Source organism: Acinetobacter sp. yr461 (assembly GCF_900110445.1).
Lineage (GTDB): Bacteria > Pseudomonadota > Gammaproteobacteria > Pseudomonadales > Moraxellaceae > Acinetobacter > Acinetobacter calcoaceticus.
The window spans coordinates 18,976-36,853 of sequence record NZ_FODU01000004.1 but is presented as its reverse complement, the minus strand read 5'-3'; the positions used below and the strand labels follow the sequence as shown (position 1 = coordinate 36,853).

The window sequence follows — 17,878 nt, the reverse complement described above, 5'->3', positions numbered from 1 at the left end:
ATGATTTTTATTGAAAGTGCTGTTATAAATACATTCATAGTCTAAAAAAATACTGGAGTATACATCCATGTCAAACATGCAACTCGACACTCTACGGCGCATTGTCCAAGAAGTTAATGCGTCCGTCAGTTTGCATGAATCATTAGACACCATGGTCAATCAGGTTGCTGAGGCCATGAAAGTGGATGTTTGCTCTATTTATTTACTCGATGAACGAAATCAGCGCTATGTTTTGATGGCTTCAAAGGGCTTAAATCCAGAATCTGTGGGACATGTTTCACTGCAACTCGGTGAAGGCTTGGTGGGTCTGGTCGGGCAACGTGAAGAAATAGTTAACCTTGACAATGCCCCAAAACATGAGCGTTTCTTGTATTTACCTGAAACTGGCGAAGAAATTTATAACTCCTTCCTTGGCGTACCTGTCATGTATCGCCGTAAGGTTATGGGTGTTTTGGTTGTACAAAACAAACTTCCTCAAGATTTTAGCGAAGCAGCCGAGTCATTTTTAGTTACTTTGTGTGCCCAGCTTTCCGGTGTTATTGCCCACGCTCACGCAGTTGGAAATATTGACGTATTTCGTAAACCAAGCAATGGACCTGCCTATAAAACCTTTCAAGGTGCTTCAGGTGCAGGCGGTGTTGCTTTAGGTCGCGCTATTATTTTATATCCACCTGCAGATTTAGCTTCAGTACCTGACCGTGAAGCAGAAGATATTAGTCATGAACTTCGACTTTTAGATCAAGCCATTTCATCAGTTCGTTCAGAGATTCGTTCTTTAGATGAAAAAATGCATGATTCATTAATGGCAGAAGAACGCGCTTTATTTAGTGTTTTCTTAAGAATGCTAGATGAAAATGCATTGCCGGCAGAAATTAAAGAACTCATTCGTGACGGGCATTGGGCACAAGGTGCAGTACGCCGTGTAATTGAAAAGCACACTGCCCTATTTGCACAAATGGAAGATGACTATCTTCGTGAGCGAGTTTCTGATCTTAAAGATTTAGGCCGACGTATTTTAGCCTCTTTGCAAGAAGAAGACTCTAGCCACCGTGAACTCAGTCCAGACAGTATTTTAATTGGTGAAGAAATTAGTACTGCGGCACTAGTCGAACTGCCTGTAGACAATATTGCAGCGATTGTGACATCCGAAGGCGCAGCAAATTCACATATGGTGATTGTGGCTCGAGCACTAGGAATTCCAACTGTGGTTGGCGTAACTGAACTACCAGTTAACACGCTCGATGATGCCGAAATGATTGTGGATGCATATCAAGGCCGTATTTTTGTAAATCCTCCACGCCGTTTACGCCAACGTTATAAAGAAATTCAAAAAGAAGATGAGCAGATCGCAAAAGATCTCAAACAATATGAGACAAGAGAAGCGATTACTCCAGATGGTGTGTCTGTTCCACTTTATGTAAACACAGGCCTTATGATTGATGTGGTTCGCGGTGTACAACGCGGTGCTCAAGGTGTGGGTCTATACCGAAGTGAAATTCCATTCATGTTACGGGAACGTTTCCCGGGTGAAGAAGAACAACGTGCAATCTATCGTCAACAATTGAGTCACTTTGCCAACAAACCTGTGGTGATGCGAACTCTGGATATTGGTGCCGATAAAGACCTCCCTTATTTCAGTATTGAAGAAGAAAACTCGGCATTAGGCTGGCGTGGTATTCGTTTCACGCTCGATCATCCCGAGATTTTTTCGTCACAAATTCGCGCAATGCTCAAAGCAAGTATTGGTTTAAATAATTTGCATATTTTATTGCCAATGGTGACTACAGTAAGTGAAGTCGAAGAAGTACTTTATTTACTTGAGCGTGACTGGATGGCAGTACAAGAAGAAGAGCAGGTTAAAATTACCAAGCCAAAAATTGGAATTATGGTTGAGGTACCAAGCGTACTACTACAAATTGATGAGTTTGCTGAACTTGTCGATTTCTTCTCGGTCGGTTCAAATGACTTAACTCAGTATTTACTTGCAGTTGACCGTAATAATCCACATGTGGCAAACGTTTACTCGCACTTCCACCCATCCGTTCTACGTGCTTTAACTCGTTTAGTTAAAGAATGTCATGAATACAAAAAACCTATTAGTATTTGTGGTGAAATGGCAGGCGATCCATTATCTGCAATTTTGCTCATGGCGATGGGCTTTAACACCCTTTCAATGAGTTCGAGTAACATTTTGCGAGTACGAAAAGCAATTTGTCATGTACCTATGACAGACGCGCAAAAACTACTTGATGATGTGATGAAAATGAATAATCCACTCATTGTGAAAAGCTGGCTTGAGTACTATTTTAAAACTCACGGTTTAGCAGATATGGTCAAATCAAATCGAATCGTAAATGTTTAATATATAAACAATAAAGGAGAGCAATGCTCTCTTTTATTTATTTTAGATAGCTTCTACGATCACTGAATATAAAAATTTCTTTTCACTCTCAGTTCTACACTACTTTTTAAATTAAACAAAAACACAATCGGTTTTTCAAATCAATACTGACAGTTTAATCCATTTGAAAAATAAGACTTCTACTTCTAGTATATTTAAAGAGCGTTATTAAAAGATCTTACGTTGTTCCAACAATTGAAGAGGTAATTCTATGCATCATTATTTACAGCCTTCAGCTTATTTTTCCTCTTGTTTTTTCACCTTCATACAGTAAATTGGAGGAATAACAATTAAAGGAATCTGATGCATTATTAAATAAAAAATAATGAGCTAACATCTCAGTGAAAAGAATTTTTAAACGGTTTCTCTCACCATTTGTTCACTCATTTCTTTATTTGATAAACATGAGTTTTTAACCCAGAAGTCCAGGAAAATGAGCCCTACTAGTTTATCAAGAGCTCAATAATTATTACCCAGAGAGAATATAGCCATGTCAGACGAATCAAAATGTCCTTTTTCAGGTCATAACTCAAAACCGGAAGTAACGGTCGGTGGTGGTACACCTAGTTTACATTGGTGGCCAAAACAATTACGCGTTGACTTGCTCAATCAACATTCAGAACGTTCTAATCCACTTGGTAAAGATTTTAATTACCGCGAAGAATTTAAAAAAATTGACTACTACGCACTCAAAGCTGATATCAAAAATGTGTTAACCGATTCCCAAGATTGGTGGCCAGCCGATTGGGGAAATTATACAGGCTTATTTATTCGTTTAGCATGGCATGCTGCTGGTACATATCGTATGGGCGATGGCCGTGGTGGCGCTGGTCGCGGCCAACAACGTTTTGCACCATTAAATAGTTGGCCTGATAATGCGAGCTTAGATAAAGCACGCCGCTTGCTATGGCCAGTTAAACAAAAATACGGTCAAAAAATATCGTGGGCAGATTTATTTATTCTTGCGGGTAACATTGCGCTTGAATCTTCTGGCTTCCGCACCTTTGGTTTTGGTGCTGGTCGTGAAGATGTTTGGGAACCAGACAACGATGTAAACTGGGGCGATGAAAAAGAATGGTTAGCTCATCGAAACTCTGAAGCATTGGAAGGCAGCAATCTAGCTGCAACTGAAATGGGTCTAATTTATGTGAACCCTGAGGGTCCACAAGCCAGTGGTGACCCTAAATCGGCTGCACCATTTATTCGTGCGACTTTCGGCAACATGGCAATGGATGATGAAGAAATTGTTGCTTTGATTGCTGGCGGTCATACCTTAGGTAAAACTCACGGTGCTGGCTCTGCTGACCATGTTCAGGCTGATCCTGAAGGAGCACCAATTGAACAAATGGGCTTTGGCTGGTCAAATAGCTTTGGCACAGGTGTTGGTAAAGACGCGATCACTTCTGGCTTAGAAGTTATTTGGTCGCAAACTCCAACACAATGGAGCAATTACTTCTTTGAAAACCTATTCAAATACGAGTGGGTACAAGAACGTTCACCTGCTGGCGCAATTCAATGGGTAGCAGCAGATGCTGAAGCGATCATCCCAGATCCATTCGACCCATCAATTAAACGTAAGCCAACGATGCTCACTACAGATTTGACCTTACGTTTTGATCCTGAGTTTGAAAAGATCTCTCGTCGCTTCCATAACGACCCACAAGCTTTCGCTAATGCTTTTGCCCGTGCATGGTTTAAATTAACTCATCGCGATATGGGTCCAAAAGCACGTTATTTAGGTCCAGAAATTCCTGCTGAGGATTTAATTTGGCAAGACCCATTACCGACTGCCAGCGCTATACCATCTTCTGCTAGCATTGCTGATGCTAAGGCGAAAATTGTTGCGCTGGGACTATCTGCTGGAGAGTTGGTTTCTCTTGGTTGGGCTTCAGCGTCAACTTTCCGTGGTGGAGACAAACGCGGGGGTGCAAACGGCGCACGCATTGCTTTATCACCACAACGTGATTGGGAAGTAAACCAAAAGGCGGTTACAACTTTAAGTAAAATTGAAGAAATCAAGGCATCAACTCAATTATCATTGGCTGATTTAATTGTGCTCGCAGGTAACGTTGGTGTTGAGCAAGCTGCTCAGGCGGCAGGTTTCAATATTAGCATTCCGTTTGCCCCTGGTCGTGTTGATGCTTTACAAAGTCAAACTGATGTCGAATCTTTCCAATTACTCCTCGGCCTTGCTGATGGTTTTAGAAATTGGAAAAAAGAGGGAGTTAATGCAGCAACTGAAGCATTATTAATTGATAAAGCACAGCAACTAACTTTGACTGCACCAGAGTTAACTGCATTGGTTGGTGGGTTACGCGTACTAGGTACCAACTGGGATGGTTCACAACACGGCGTATTCACTCAGCAAGTTGGTGTACTCAGCACAGACTTCTTCACGAACCTACTCGACATGTCTACGGTGTGGGCACCTGTTGATTCATCAAACGAAGTATTTGAAGGCAAAGACCGTAAAACAGGTGCAGTAAAATTTACTGCAACACGTAATGACTTAGTCTTTGGTTCAAACTCAATCTTGCGTGCCTTAGCAGAAGTTTATGCTCAGGCAGATGGTAAAGAAAAATTTGTTCAAGACTTTGTAGCTGCATGGACTAAAGTCATGAATCTTGACCGTTTTGACTTAGCTTAATTTAAGTCAAAATAATAAAAAGCCAGTTCAATTTGAACTGGCTTTTTAAATTTAAATATAAAATTATCTAGTAGTTACACAGTTAATTTATGCCCTTCACGAATGCAGTAAAAAGGATTAGCAAGCTTCGATGAAGCTTTGATCGCGTGTCCTAAAGCATGTTCCGGATCTTCCCGACCTTCATCAGTCAACTGAAAAGTCCGATAGTGAATCGCAATAGAACGATGAGCCTGTAAATCAAAGTGTGCATGTAGTGCATCTTGTGGATTCATGTGGACATAGCTCATCAAGGCACGTGGCTCATAAGCACCTATTGGAAGTAAGGCAACACGCGGCGCCCCATAACGTGCATGTATTTGTTTGAAATGCCCTGCATAACCAGTGTCCCCAGCAAAGAAACAATGACCTGTTTTAGCAACAACCGAAAAGCCTCCCCAGAGTGCTTTATTTTGGTCACGTAGACCACGGCCCGATCCATGCTGTGCAGGTGTATAGATTATCCTTAATTCGTGATAGGGAATTTCTTGCCACCAATCCATCTCAATCACATGAAATTCTTTTGGTAGATAAAAACCATTCCCCAATCCTGTGTAAATCGGCATTGCAAATTTTTTATGCAACCAATCGAGTGTAGCCAAATCCATATGGTCATAATGATTATGGCTGAGTAAAACACCATGAATAGTCGGTAATTGCTCTAACGCAAAACCCGCAGGGCATACACGGCGTGGTCCACGCCCATGTAAAGGGCTTGCGTAATCACACCATACTGGGTCAGTAATAAAGTTATAAGGTCCAATCTGGATGAGTACTGTAGCATGCCCAACAAACCAAACTTGCCAATCATCCAAATCTGCATGGGGTCGATTTTGAGGTAAAGCCACAGCTGTATTTATACGGGTTTCATATTCACTTTGAATATCAACATTCCATGTATAAGACTCACGAGTGGCTAACCAACGTAATAGCTCTTTTGAGCCTCTAGCCGGTAATTTAGGTTGTTGGTTATAAAAACGTGTATCTGATTCACGCCCTGACTCTGGATGATAAAAAGGAGGTTTTATCCATGTATGCGTCCAACAGGACTGAGTCGGCAATTGATATGTTAATGTCGGCTTGTCTTTCATGGGCTTTTCTATGCTTTAGCATCGGCAGAATGGATGTGTTCAGGTTTCTATCTTAACAATTAAAACAAATTAAGCTATGGCACTTACACTTATTTATCATATAAATATCCCTTTTATTGTGGTCACAACCAACATAAGTTGAATTAGCTTGCCATAAAAAATGCATAGATGTGTTGGGTTTATGCGTCGATAATTACCATTCTTATTAAGAGCACTTGTATAACATAACAATAAGTAAGCTATCGAAAGTAGCCATAGAACTACTGCACTCCACTACCCTAGTCCTAATTTTTTCAGCCTAAAGAGTCTTCAACATATAGAGAAGAAAATATTTAGTAACAATTTCAGATTAATAGTTCTGAGAAAAGTACATTTATAAATTTATTTTATTACTCCCCACTTTTGCATAATATGAGAATCAATCATATTAATGTTTAAAACATTTAAATATTTCTTTGATTAAGTAAAGATAATGCATTTAACATCTAATAATTAATATATTTTATGAATTATTAAAACCAAACTTCCCATATTAAATCCTTAATGAAAATTAAAATTCCATTTATTTTATAAATACCTAAAGTATCTTCACGCTATATCCCTTTATGCTTTATACTTCACATAAATCATAGTAAGACATTTTTTGGATTAGTCTTATGGAACTACGCCACCTCCGATATTTCATTACCGTTGCTGAAGAATTAAATTTTAGTAAAGCCGCTCTTAAACTTTTTACCGCACAGCCCTCCCTTAGCCAACAGATTAAAGATTTAGAAGAAGATGTTGGTGTACGACTTTTAAATCGCACTAAACGTAAAGTTGAGTTAACCGAAGAAGGTGTAGTATTTTTAGAACATGCTCGCCTCACCCTTGCTCAAGCTGAAAAAGCAGTTGCTCTGGCAAGACAGGTTTCTAAGGCTAAACAGCAACTGTTGCGTATCGGTTTTGTCCCCATTGCAGAAATGAAAATTTTCCCTTACGTTCTTCCTAATCTGCGATTACAACACCCCGATCTCATCATTGAATTATCTAACCTAAACAATACTGAACAACTTAAAGCTTTAAAAAAAGGTGAGTTGGACATTACCTTTACCCGAGAAAATACAAATAGTGATGATATCCAAAGCCAATTTGTTTTGACTGAACCCTTGATTTTTTTACTACCTAAAAATCATCCACTTACACAATATGACCGAATTCCTGTCCATGCCTTACACGGCGTTGATTTTATTATTCCTGCTGCCGAGCAGTCACAAACATTACATAACACTATTCTAGACTTTGCCAAAACTCACAATATTGACCTCAATATTGTTCAAAAAGCAGATAGCATGTTGTTTAATATTAACTCTCTTGGTTCTGGATTAGGTTGTACAATTTTACCTGCCTACGTGGCGCCTTTAGGAATCAAAAATACGGTAGTCCGCCCACTCGATATCGAGTTACCAACACTAGATTTATTCGTAAATTACCGTAAAAACTCACAGTCTTTAGGCGTCCAAAAATTCATTGACCAACTCACTAAAGTATTTCATCTAGATAAAAACTTAACTCACACTTAATCAGAAAAGCTATATTTTATTTTTAAGCAGATGATTAATAATAACACCTTTATAAAAAGTATAAGTAAATATTATTTTTATTTATTTTATACTTTTTATAAACATTTTAGCCCATGTTTTTGTTCTATTTTACCGACTTGGTAAAAGTAAATATCTCTTAAATATAATTGAAAATCTTGGAATAAAACCTATATAAAACTGGATATTATTTTCACCATTTAATAAAAAATAATATATTTACCATGTAGTAAAAGGAGATTAGGAAAATGGTTGCAGTATTTCAACATCTTGGACGTAGTGTACGAAACCGCCCTCACTTCTTTATTGCTTTATTCATGGGATTTATCACAGCAATGATTCTGACATGGTTAACTTCATGGCAATGGTCAACGATTTTATTAATCAGCTGGAATATTTCCGTTAGCATATATTTATTACATGTTTGGCAACTCATGAAAAGTGCTGATCATTCACAAATGCAACAGCAAGCCAAAAAACAAGATGAAAGCAAATGGGTCATTATGCTGATTGTTTTATTGGCCTTAGCCATGTGTTTAGTTGCTATTTTAATCCAACTCTCACAGCTTCCTTCTGAGAGTTCTGCAAAGCTAGGGCATGTAGCTTTAGCTTTACTCACAATTGTTTCTGCATGGCTTTTTATGCATAGCGTTTTTGCCCTACATTACGCACATGATTTCTATTTGGCTTTATCTAGAAATGAAGAAAATGGCGGTTTAGATTTCCCCGGAACAGAACACCCTACTTATCCTGACTTTTTATACTTTAGTTATATTATTGGTACCTCTGCTCAAACTGCCGATGTGTCAATTACCACCAAACATATGCGGCTTTTAAACCTATTTCACGCCGTGTTGTCATTTGGTTTTAACACCACAATTCTAGCGATTTGTATTAACGTTGCTGCTGGCTTTCTTACCAACTAACCTCTTATTTATTAAAAACAAAAAGTCATCCGTTTGGATGACTTTTTACTTAAAAGCTTAGCTGGAGAAAACCGCACCTAACGCTTGCAAACTTTCACGCTGCTTAATTGCTTCAACATAACGTGTAATAGCTGGATGGGATTCAATCGCCCCCATTTTTAATTGCCATAAAAGCATTGCTCCAACACTTACATCTGCCGCGGTAAATTGTTCGCCACACACATACGGGTTTGCTTCACTCAAGCCTTGCACTAAAGCTTGGTAAGCATCGTTATAATCACCATAGCCAACAAACACTTTTTGCTCAGGCGATACCTCTATTCCAAGGGCTTTATCAACACCTGCAGCTTCCCATGGACCTGCCATCACAAATAACCAACGATAGTACAAACCACGTTTAGGATCATCTAATGCCGGAGCTAGCCCCTTGTCGAAAAATTTATCAGCCAGATAAGCACAGATTGCGCCTAGCTCATAAATAACGACATCGCCATCCACCAATACTGGCACTTTTCCAAAAGGGTTAATTTTTAGATATTCTGGTGATTTCATTTCAGTCTTATATGCAACTTCAATGCGCTCACATTCAACACCTAATTCGACTAAAAGCCAGTCGATCACAACACCACGCGACTCTTTGTTAGTATAAAGTTTAAGGCTCATTTTTATGGCTCCTTGTTTATCTTGGATCCTAGTCTACAAAACCTCTTTGTCAGTTTTTGTCAGTAGTCTGCGATTCTTGTGCCCACCACTGCTGAAATAGTTGTTGCTTAAATGATGGGTATAATTCTTGGCTTAAACTCAGCTGTTGAATACGATCGAGTCGAAAATGTCGAAAATCCTGCCTGAGTTCACACCACGCGGCCAACACAATTTTGTCATTAAAGTATCCCAAAGCAAAAGGCCACAAGGTTCGAACACTACTTCGTTGCTGCTCATCATGATAATGCATCGAAATTTTGACTTGCTGCCGAATAGCTAAACGTACCTGTTCGACTCGATTTTCATCCACAGGCAGCCATGTATTAAAGGCTCTTAAAGTCGTTTGCTGTAATAAATATTGCCGATGTTCAGGTAAAACAGAATTCAATTTAGCTAATACTGATGTAGATGCCGATTGTAACGATTGATCTGGCACACTCTTCAACCAATACAATGCCAAAAAAATAGCTTCGACTTCATTTTCATTGAGCGTCATTGGTGGTAATACAATATCTTCTTTAAGCTGAAAACCTATACCTGCCGATGCTTCAATTTCTACGCCCTGCTCACGTAAACTATCTATATCTCGATATATACTTCGCACACTAATTCCCATACGCTCAGCGAGAACTTGTGCTGTGATTGGATAACGGGCTTCACGAAGTTGTTGTAAAAGATTTAATAGACGAATAGAACGACTCATTTTTCTCTTCTTATTGTTATTAGACATACAATAAGAGGGAATAAATTCCCCCTTCTTATATTATTCTAAATTATGCAACATCTACCGTAGATAACTTTGCATACTCTCTTAAAAAGTTGTGCAGTTCAGGTACATCTTTAGCAATCGTTAAAGGCTTAAATTGCTGTAGCACTTCAATCGAATGTACGCCATAGCCCACACCAATTCGTGGCATGTTTAAACGCTGAGCCATCTCAAGGTCATAGCTACTATCACCAATCATTACAGCACGCTCAACACTCACCCCAGTGACCGTTAATATTTCTTGCAACATGAGTGGATCTGGCTTTGATCGAGTTTCATTGGCTGCCCGAGTCACATCAAAAAGATGAGTACTTTGCGTTTTTGCGATTACACGATCTAACCCACGACGGTTTTTACCCGTCGCGACTGCAAGTTTTAAACCTTGAGCTTTTAAATCATGTAAGAGTTCAGCAACGCCATCGAACCATGCATCATTTGTAGAGTTCGCAATATAGTGATCACCATATGCTTTTAAAATGGAATCATGCAACTCAGGTGCTTCTGGGAATAAGGTTTGCATGACTTCAGGCAAGCCTAAACCAATAATACTTTTTGCTGCTTCATCGGTTAAAGACAATTCATGCTGCTCTGCGGCATGTTGCAAGCTCGCAACAATCTGTCCAACAGAGTTATATAAAGTCCCATCCCAGTCAAAAATAACTAATTCGGTTTTTAGACTCATTTTGCCACTCTCAAAGCCTTTAATAACTGGGTCATATCTTCTGGTAACGGTGCTTCAATCGGTGGATAACCCGGAATATCTAAACGCATCGCATGTAAGCATAGACGACGTGCTTCAGGCCCAGTGTACGCAGTCGTGTGCCCATATTTATCATCACCAATCAACGGATGTCCAATGCTTAAACCATGCACACGGATCTGATGAGTACGACCTGACAAAGGTGACGCATGGATTAATGTTGCATTTTTAAAGCGCTCTGCTACAACCCATTCAGTTTTACTTGGTTTGCCATCTTTAGTCACACGTACACGACGCTCGCCATTTGCCAACTCATATCGCAATAAAGGCGCATCAATCAGTTGTTTATCTAGGCTCACTTGACCTTTAACAATCGCAGCATAGGTCTTACGAATTTTGTGCTCACGCAACATATCTTGTAGTAGTTTTAAAGTGCTACGTTTTTTACTAATCATGACCAGACCTGAAGTATCACGGTCAATACGATGAATAAGTTCTAAATATTTTTTGCCAGTCGCTGCGCGTAATGCCTCAATCAAACCATATGCCATGCCACTGCCACCATGGACAGCAATACCTGAAGGCTTGTTAACAACTAATAGACCTTCATCTTCATAGACGATACGGCTTAATAAGCTTTGTGCTACATTGTCACTAACAGGAGCGGTTGTTTCATCTTTTTGTTCATAACGAATTGGAGCAACACGAATCTGATCGCCAATCTCAAGTTTAGTCTCAGCTTTAACACGTTTTTTATTTACTCGAACCTGACTTTCACGAATCAAACGATAAATACGACTTTTAGGTACACCTTTTAAACGCGAGAACAGGAAATTATCAATTCGCTGTCCTGCTTGATGTTCATCCACCTCAAACCAAGTGACACTTTGCCATTGCTGTGTAGAATTCATACTAATATTTAAACCTGAAATTTTGCTAAATTTGATTAATAAATGACCGTTTAGCTTAGTTTTTTCACAAGAAATCTAAGCTTAGCCCATAGGCAGATGCTGCAAGGTTTGATATAGTCAGCGCACGGATACCGCCGTAAGTGAACATCTAATAGGGAATTTCCCTGATTGAAACCTCAATCAAAATGATGCTTTCACCATCAGCTCGGATAGGTCCTAAAGAATTATGCCGACGCCGAAGGCTTATTATATCGGCAAAATGACAAACTGTTGCGTTTAATTCAGTTTGTTCAAAAAAATATGTTACCAACTCTAGTTGGTTATGGAACGTAAACTGATACACATCAGACAAATCGCTCCTTAATGTTGCCTTCAGGCTAAAGCGTTGATGCATTGGAACTGCCGAAAGCACCGATACGATGAACATTCCGTATCAAACTTCTAAAAAGAAGTCACTTCGCGCTCAATGACAGTGAAAGTCATTAACCAATGTACCGCTCACCCGCCAGTGAAGCACTAAGGAAGTCCGATTTAAAGGTTGAAGCAGTATTGCCTACATCACAGACGAGAATCGAAGTTCAGGCTAAATGTAGCCGGTAACAGATGACTCAGACCACAAATATTTTGAGATCTGGGAAATGATCCGTCATGTTCGATGTTCGTTCAGAACCTTTAAGTTTGTGCGATATGTTTGTGTGGGTCACTATTAGGTGTCACACCCATGAAACGTATGTTGATTAATGCAACTCACGCAGAAGAAGTCCGCGTTGCACTTATCACTGGTAATCGTCTTTACGATTTTGATTTAGAAAATCGTACCCGAGAACAGAAAAAATCCAATATCTATAAAGGCCATGTAACCCGCGTAGAACCTTCTTTAGAAGCTGTGTTTGTTGAATATGGCGCAGGCCGTCAAGGCTTCTTGTCTATGCGTGAAATTGCGAACAGCTATTTCCAAGCAGACCCGCGACAAACTTCAAACATTCGTGAACTCATCACTGAAGGTACTGAATTACTTGTTCAGGTTGAAAAAGAAGAACGTGGTAACAAAGGCGCTGCCCTTTCTACATTCATATCACTTGCAGGACGTTATTTGGTTCTTATGCCAAACAACCCGAAAGGCGGTGGTATTAGCCGTCAAATTTCAGGTTCTGTACGTGAAGAATTAAAAGAAATTTTAGCTTCTTTAAATTTACCTCGCGGCATGAGTGTTATTGTGCGTACCGCAGGTATTGGCCGTACTCAAGAAGAACTACAGTTAGATTTACAGCATTTGCTTGACCTTTGGGCACAAATCCAAGGCACAGCAAGTTCTGGCCCGTCTCCAATGCTTGTTCACCAAGAAGCTGGTGTAGTCACTCGTGCTATCCGCGATTACTTACGTGATGACGTTGCAGAAATTTTAATTGATAGCGAACAAGCCTATAACGAAGCTTATAACTTTGTTAAAGCAGTAATGCCTCGTCAATTAGACAAACTTAAAACTTATACTTTAAACGAGCCATTATTTGCTCATTTTGGTATTGAAAGCCAAATTCAAACTGCTTACGAGCGTGAAGTAAAACTTCCTTCTGGTGGTTCAATCGTAATTGACCAGACCGAAGCTTTAGTTTCAATCGACATTAACTCTGCGAAATCGACTCGTGGACATGACGTTGAAGAAACTGCGCTTAATACAAACCTAGAAGCAGCAGAAGAAATTGCTCGCCAACTTCGTCTTCGTGACATTGGCGGTTTAGTTGTGATCGACTTTATTGACATGACTAAAGAACGCAACCAACGCATGGTTGAAGCAAAACTTCGTGAAGCAACACAAAGCGACCGTGCACGCATCCAGTTTGGCCAATTATCTCGTTTTGGCTTAATGGAAATGAGCCGTCAACGTTTACGTCCATCACTTGAAGAAGCAACTGGATATGTTTGCCCACGCTGTCATGGCACAGGTATGGTCCGTGACTTACGCTCACTTTCGCTTTCAATTATGCGTAAAGTAGAAGAAATTGCACTTCGTGAACGTCATGGTGAAGTACAAGTAGAAGTTCCTGTTGAAATTGCAGCGTTCTTACTCAATGAAAAACGCCATAGCCTTGTTTATTTAGAACAAACTTCTAGTGTTCGTGTGACTATTTTACCTCACCCACACTTAGAAACACCTCATTATGAAATTCAGTACAATCCAGATGGATTTGCACCATCTAGCTACGAACGTACTGAAGCAACTCGTTCAAGCGAGAAAGAGTTAGGTTATGAATCTTCTGAATGGCATTTAGAAGAAGCAGATCATGGCCATACTCATGCAGCTCCTGCTGCAAACAACACAGCCGGTCAAAAGAAAGTAAATCAACCAGCTCAACCTTCTGCTGCTCAACCAAGTACTCAAAAAGCAGCGAGCCCTTGTGCATGGTTAGAGAACCTTTTTGTTCAAAAACAAGCTAAAACTGTTGACCAATCTCGTTCGGCACAGAACGCTGCTGCGACAATTGAACAAATGGTGAATACTGGTGCTGTAAGCCGTGGCCAGTTTGGACAAGTCGTAGTACCAGCAGTTGCTGAAGTTGTTTCTGCACCATCTAACAATGCTTATATTTCACAATCTCCTGCTAAACAGGAAGTTCGTGAGAATGTTGAAAAAGACGAGAAAGTACAACAACGTCCAAACAACAAAAAACGTAAGCACAAAGAGCAGCGTGAACAACATCACCATACTCAAGAGCCACAACAACAGCAGCAACCACAACAGGTTCATGAAGAAGTTGTACAGTTATCACGTCAAGAACAACGTGAGTTAAAACGTCAACAAAAACGTCCGCACCCTGATCAGCCACATCCACAACATCAAAATGATGGACAACAAACTGAAAATGTCGTGCCGCGTCGTGACCGTAACAATCAACAACGTCCGAACCGTCCAAATCGCCACCGCGATCCAAGCGTATTAAATGAAAATCAAAATGCGCCGGCACCAGTAGTTGTTGATGAGAAACAAATTAAGGTTGATTTGATTGATGCTCCAAAGCATGAAGTCATGAATACAGCCTTAGTGATCAATGTTGATCAGGCACAAAGCGAAATTATCGCTTTAACTCCTGAGCAGCCTGTTAAACGTACTGAAACAGCACCTGTTGTTGAAGTCGTTCAAGAGTCGGCTCCAGCACCTGTTGCTGTTGTAGAAGAGACGGTAACTGCTGAAGCAGAAGAAACTACTGCTCCTCCAGCACACAACAAGAATCAACCGCAAATTCAACGTGCGAGTAATGATCCTCGCATGCGCCGCCGTGAACAACGCAACGCAAAACGTGCTAAAGCTGCGGTACCGTCTATTGCCCCATCGCAAATTCCAACTTTGGCGCAATACACAATTGGTAGCTTGATTCGTCATGTTTATGGTGAAGACTGCACAGTATTGATTGAACAGTTTGGTTTAGTTCCAACGTTTAATCGTGCATTGCTAAAATTTGCAGAACAGTACGCAAGTACTCTAGTAACAGAAGTCGCGTCTGATGCTGAAGACAAGAAGCCTGTTACTCGTGATGCAGAGCTTCCAAGCAACAAACCATCACAAGAAGCAGAGCCTGCGCCTGTACTTGCATTGACGCCACAAAAAGAGTCGACACCACGTGTTGCTAATGATCCACGTGAGCGTCGTCGTTTAGCAAAACTTGCTGCTGAACAAGCTTTTGAGCAAGTTAAACAACAACACTCTGCACCAGAAGAAGCTGCTCCTGTAGCTCCGGTTGTTGAAGAAACTGTTGTTGCTCCTGTAGCTGAAACGCAAGCACCTGTTGAGTCAAAACAACAACCGCTTGAGCTTGATCAGGTGGCTGAAGTAGCGCAAAGTGAAACAAATGCAGAAGAAGCACCAGCGACAACTGTGGTTGAAGCTCCGGCCGTGAAACAACCGAGAGCAAAAGCCAAAGCAGCCACTGAACAAGCTGTAGCACCAGTAGAAGCTAATGCAGAGGTTGAATCAGAAGATTCTAAGGCAGATCTGGACAAACCAAATCGCCCTCCTCGTCGTCCTCGTGGTCGTCCACCAAAGAAAGCAAATCCTGTAGCTGAGTAAATCATTTGCTCAATTGCAGCTAATTTAAACAAACCTAGTCATTTCGATGACTAGGTTTTTTTTGTTATTTTTAACCAATTAGGTTGATTGCACTAGAAGAAAAGTTTTAAAAGCATGGTGAACCATGAAAAATACTGTACTTTTGCCAACGCAACCTTTTTTGGATTGATCGAAAAATAAATAGGATTGATATGAGCCAGACAACACAGACCGATATCATTACGCTTGGTGATGTTGCAACAAGACTTCCTAGCTTCATCCCCAAAGTACCCCATATCCTGAATGGTCTTAAACAGGCTTACTTAAGAACAGCAAATACACCAACGGGATTAGGTGTAGCTTTTGAAAAAGCTGTTAAGCGAAATCCGCAAGGTATTGCATTATTATTTGAAGATCAAAGTTACTCATATGAAGCTTTAAACGAATGGGCTAACCAGATTTCTCATTACTATCTCTCTCTCGGCGCACGTAAAGGTGACGTGATTGCAGTAATGGTTGAGAACCGTTCTGAACTTATTGCCACTATTGTAGGTTTAGCTAAAATTGGGGTCACTATTGCGCTTGTTAATACCTCTCAAGTAGGTAAGGTCCTCGCTCATAGTATCAATCTTGTCAAACCAATTGCCGTCATTGCAGGTGAAGAAGTTCGAGCTGTAATTGATGAAATTCGTCAGGACCTAAATGTTCCTAAAGACCGTTTCCATTGGTTTGCAGATCAGGCTACACGTCAAGATGCGGGAACAGCACCTCAAGGTTATGCCAATCTTGCAATAGAAATTGATCAATTTCCAAAATTTAACCCATCGACTACCCAGTCTGTTCATGGAAATGATGGCCTGTTTTATATTTATACCTCGGGAACTACAGGCTTACCAAAGGCTGTTATTTTCAAACACAGTCGCTGGACGCTCGCATATGGCACCTATGGTCACATTTTAAACCTTGGTCCAGATGATGTGATGTATGTAACTTTACCGCTTTACCATGCAACGGGTGTCGTAGTTTGCTGGTGTGGGGTGATTGCTGGAAGTTCTACCCTTGCAATCCGACGTAAATATTCAACCAGTGCGTTCTGGAAAGATGTTCAGAAATTTAATGCATCTGCAATTGGATACGTAGGAGAACTTTGCCGCTACTTAATGGATGCTCCTATTACAGACATTGACCGTGCCCATCGCGTAACCAAAATGATTGGTAATGGCATGCGTCCAAACATCTGGGATAAGTTCAAACAACGTTTTGGTGTCCAAGAAGTTCTTGAGCTTTATGCATCAAGTGAAGGCAATGTCGGGTTTAGTAATATTTTTAACTTTGACAACACAGTAGGCTTCTCTCCTACGCCATACGCGATTATTGAGTTTGATAAAGAGAAAAACGAACCTGTACGCGATAAAAAGGGTTGGTGTAAAAAAGTTAAAGCAGGTGAAATCGGTTTGCTAGTTGGTAAAATTACCAGTCGCTCGCCTTTTGACGGCTATACAGACCCAGAAAAGAATAAATCTGTGATTATGAAAGATGTCTTTAAAAAAGGTGATTCATATTTCAACACAGGTGACCTTGTTCGTAATATTGGTTTCCGTCATGCCCAGTTTGTTGACCGTTTAGGAGATACTTTCCGCTGGAAAGGCGAAAATGTATCTACGACTGAAGTTGAGAACATGGTTTGTGAATACGACAAGATCGCTGAAGCAGTGGTCTATGGTGTAGAAATTCCAAATACCAATGGTCGTGCTGGTATGGCAGCAATCACACTTGCTGATGGTGCCGAATTAAATGAATCTGATTTAATAGAAATGGTAACGATATTTAAAAAATGCCTACCGGCTTACGCAGTACCCGTGTTTTTACGTGTGCAGGCTAAAGTTGAAACAACAGGTACTTTTAAATATCAAAAGAATAAATTGAAGGAAGATTCGTTTAATCCAGGCAAAACTTCTGAACGTTTACTCGCTTTATTACCTGGTGCGAACAGTTATTGTGACGTCACAACTGAAATTTTTGACAACATTCAGGCATATAAATACCGTTTTTAGTTCATTTTTTAGCTAAACAAGA

11 protein-coding genes are annotated in these 17,878 nt (G+C 40.2%); 6 read left to right on the top strand and 5 right to left on the bottom strand.

The window, feature by feature from the left end; translation table 11 throughout:
• Positions 1–67: 67 nt before the first annotated feature.
• A complete protein-coding gene (gene ptsP / locus BMW38_RS08335) occupies positions 68–2,362 on the top strand; it encodes a phosphoenolpyruvate--protein phosphotransferase (protein ID WP_092707223.1) in 2,295 nt (764 codons plus the stop codon).
• A 529-nt stretch (positions 2,363–2,891) separates the two neighbouring features.
• Positions 2,892–5,048 carry a catalase/peroxidase HPI gene (gene katG / locus BMW38_RS08330; protein WP_092707221.1) on the top strand — a complete coding sequence of 719 codons (2,157 nt, stop codon included), beginning with the start codon at positions 2,892–2,894 and terminating at the stop codon, positions 5,046–5,048.
• A gap of 74 nt (positions 5,049–5,122) precedes the next feature.
• On the opposite strand, the gene BMW38_RS08325 is transcribed toward katG, so the two are convergent.
• Positions 5,123–6,175 carry an MBL fold metallo-hydrolase gene (locus BMW38_RS08325; protein WP_092707219.1) on the bottom strand — a complete coding sequence of 351 codons (1,053 nt, stop codon included), beginning with the start codon at positions 6,173–6,175 and terminating at the stop codon, positions 5,123–5,125.
• Between the two features lie 656 nt (positions 6,176–6,831).
• On the opposite strand from BMW38_RS08325, the gene hcaR reads away from it, so the two are divergent.
• Together hcaR and BMW38_RS08315 are read left to right on the top strand one after the other, a co-directional pair.
• Positions 6,832–7,737, top strand: a complete 906-nt coding sequence (gene hcaR / locus BMW38_RS08320; RefSeq protein ID WP_092707217.1) for a DNA-binding transcriptional regulator HcaR — start codon at positions 6,832–6,834, stop codon at positions 7,735–7,737.
• Between the two features lie 266 nt (positions 7,738–8,003).
• The gene (locus BMW38_RS08315) at positions 8,004–8,681 is read left to right on the top strand and encodes a DUF1345 domain-containing protein (protein WP_092707215.1); all 678 of its coding nucleotides are present in this window, start codon (positions 8,004–8,006) and stop codon (positions 8,679–8,681) included.
• A 57-nt stretch (positions 8,682–8,738) separates the two neighbouring features.
• Here the strand turns inward: BMW38_RS08315 and BMW38_RS08310 are convergent, their stop codons facing one another.
• The 4 genes from BMW38_RS08310 to BMW38_RS08295 all read right to left on the bottom strand — a co-directional run bounded on the left by BMW38_RS08310 (position 8,739) and on the right by BMW38_RS08295 (position 11,760).
• Positions 8,739–9,344, bottom strand: a complete 606-nt coding sequence (locus BMW38_RS08310) for a glutathione S-transferase family protein (RefSeq protein WP_092707213.1) — start codon at positions 9,342–9,344, stop codon at positions 8,739–8,741.
• 49 nt (positions 9,345–9,393) lie between these two features.
• The gene (locus BMW38_RS08305) at positions 9,394–10,086 is read right to left on the bottom strand and encodes a helix-turn-helix transcriptional regulator (protein ID WP_092707211.1); all 693 of its coding nucleotides are present in this window, start codon (positions 10,084–10,086) and stop codon (positions 9,394–9,396) included.
• Positions 10,087–10,156: 70 nt separating this feature from the next.
• A complete protein-coding gene (locus BMW38_RS08300; protein ID WP_092707209.1) occupies positions 10,157–10,831 on the bottom strand; it encodes an HAD-IA family hydrolase in 675 nt (224 codons plus the stop codon).
• A complete protein-coding gene (locus BMW38_RS08295; protein WP_003654686.1) occupies positions 10,828–11,760 on the bottom strand; it encodes an RluA family pseudouridine synthase in 933 nt (310 codons plus the stop codon). The genes BMW38_RS08300 and BMW38_RS08295 overlap by 4 nt, the downstream gene beginning before the upstream one ends.
• 721 nt (positions 11,761–12,481) lie before the next feature.
• Here BMW38_RS08295 and BMW38_RS08285 point away from each other — a divergent pair.
• Both BMW38_RS08285 and BMW38_RS08280 read left to right on the top strand, forming a co-directional pair.
• Entirely contained in the window at positions 12,482–15,823 is a 3,342-nt protein-coding gene (locus BMW38_RS08285) for an Rne/Rng family ribonuclease (RefSeq protein WP_092707207.1), read from the top strand.
• 191 nt (positions 15,824–16,014) lie between these two features.
• Positions 16,015–17,856 carry a long-chain-acyl-CoA synthetase gene (locus BMW38_RS08280; protein WP_092707205.1) on the top strand — a complete coding sequence of 614 codons (1,842 nt, stop codon included), beginning with the start codon at positions 16,015–16,017 and terminating at the stop codon, positions 17,854–17,856.
• Positions 17,857–17,878: the final 22 nt, after the last annotated feature.